1 protein-coding gene is annotated in these 1,855 nt (G+C 74.9%); it reads right to left on the reverse strand.

Annotated elements, in window-relative coordinates; genetic code table 11:
- On the reverse strand, positions 1 to 1,495 hold a 1,495-nt coding region (locus HCJ92_RS23900), incomplete at its 3' end, for a condensation domain-containing protein (protein WP_245241217.1).
- Positions 1,496 to 1,855: the final 360 nt, after the last annotated feature.

Consider the following 1,855-nt stretch of genomic DNA (forward strand, 5'->3'; position numbering starts at 1 on the left):
AGGTGGTGAGGTGGTGCGCCAACCGGTTCGCCGCTTCGTTGAGCTCCCGGTAGGTGGTGCGGTCCTGCTCGTGGATGACGGCGGTGTGCTCGGGGCGGGTACGGGCCTGATGTTCGAAGAGCGTGTTCAGCGTCCCGTCACCGATCGGCACCGCGGTGTCGTTCCACGCCCCGACAACCAACCCCCGCTCCACACCGCCCAGCACGTCCACCTCCCGCACCCGGACCCCCGGCCGGCCGGTCAGCGCGGCGAGGACCCGTAGGAACGAACGACGGTGCGAGGTCAGCGGCACCCCGTCGGTGTAGGCGGCGTCCACGGTGAAGTCGACCCGCAGCCCTCCCTCGGGGCCGTCGGTCACGGTGATCCCGAGATCCTCGGCGGTGCCGCCGGTGGACAGCAGGTGTGCGGTGCCCGGCACCCCGCCGAAGGACGGCGGTGCCCCACCGGCCAGGACGTTGACCACCGGCCCGAACTGCCGCCTGCCGTCGGCGGGCCAGCCGAGGTCGCGGATCAACTCGGTCGCGTCGTACCGCTGGTGCCACTGCACCCGGAGCACCGCGGACGCCACCCGCGACGCCAGCTCCTCGCAGGTCGCGTCCGGGTCCACCTCCACCCGCAGCGGCAGCACGTTGGCGCTCATCCCGGGCACCCGGCGCGCCGCCGGAGTCATCCGGCCGGTGACGGGAAGCGACAGCACCACGTCCCGCAGCCCGCTGCGGCGATGCTGTTCCACCACCGCTGCGGTGATCAGCGCCTGCTGCCAGGAGACCCCGGCCCGTGCGGCGAACTGCATGAGCCCGGCGCGCTGTTCGGTGTCGATGCCGGAGACCTCCCGGGCGATCCGCAGCTCCGGGCGTCCCGCGCGGGCGGGCGGGCACTCGGCGCCGGACATGACCCGCGTCCAGAACGCGCGGTCCTTGCCGTGGGCGGCGGAGGCGCGGTACGTCTCCTCCGCGTCGAGCAGTGACGACACTCGGCCGAGCGGCCGACCGGGGTCGGTACCGGCGAGGGACGCGGTGTAGATCTCGCCCAGCCGCCGCTGGAGCAGGTTGCCGCTGAAGCCGTCCTGCATCAGGTGGTGGGCGCGGTAGTACCAGCGCAGCCGGTCCGCACCGAGGCGCAGCAGCAGATGTCGGAAGAGCGGTCCGCGTTCCGGGTCGGGGACCTCGGCGAGGTCGGCGGAGATCAGCGCCTCGGCGGCGGCCTCGGGGTCGGGGGTATCCCGCAGGTCTGCGACGTCCGGCCGGTAGGGCTCGCTCGGCGCGAGGTACTGCGCGGGGACGCCGTCGACCTCGGTGAACCGCAACCGGGTGGTGTCGTCCTCGGCCACGAGGCGGGAGACCGCCGCGGCGAGCAGCGGGACGTCGATCGGCCCGGTCAGCTCCACCCAGCCGCCCTGGTTGAACACCGGGCTCGCCGGGTCCAGCCGCTGGGCGTACCAGACCCCCAGCTGGGCGGCGCTGAGGGGCCGGGTTTCGGTTTCCTGGCCGGGCATGGCGTGCTCCTTCGGGAGGGACGGCTGCGTCGGTGGAGCGGCCCTCCCGCCCTGCGCGGGCGGGAAGGGCACGAGCGGCGGGGTCGTGTCCGCGGGGTGCGGCTGCGGGGGAGGCGTCCGGCGCGGAACCGGGCCGGGCCGGGGCGGCTCGGTCCGGTTCCGGTCGCCCGTCGGGTGGGACAGACGCCGGTGGTGCGACGGCCCGGCAACCATCAAAACGGCCGGGGGAGGGGGCGGGCGGCAGTTCCTCCGGCACTCGGGGAGCAGTTGGGCGGCAAGCCCGGCGGCACCTCCGCCCGGCTCGCGGCGGCCCCTCCCGACGAACCGGACGCGGACTCCCACCGGGCGCGGACTCTCGCC

Origin of the sequence: Streptomyces spiramenti, assembly GCF_012034385.1 — a bacterium.
Lineage (GTDB): Bacteria > Actinomycetota > Actinomycetes > Streptomycetales > Streptomycetaceae > Streptomyces > Streptomyces spiramenti.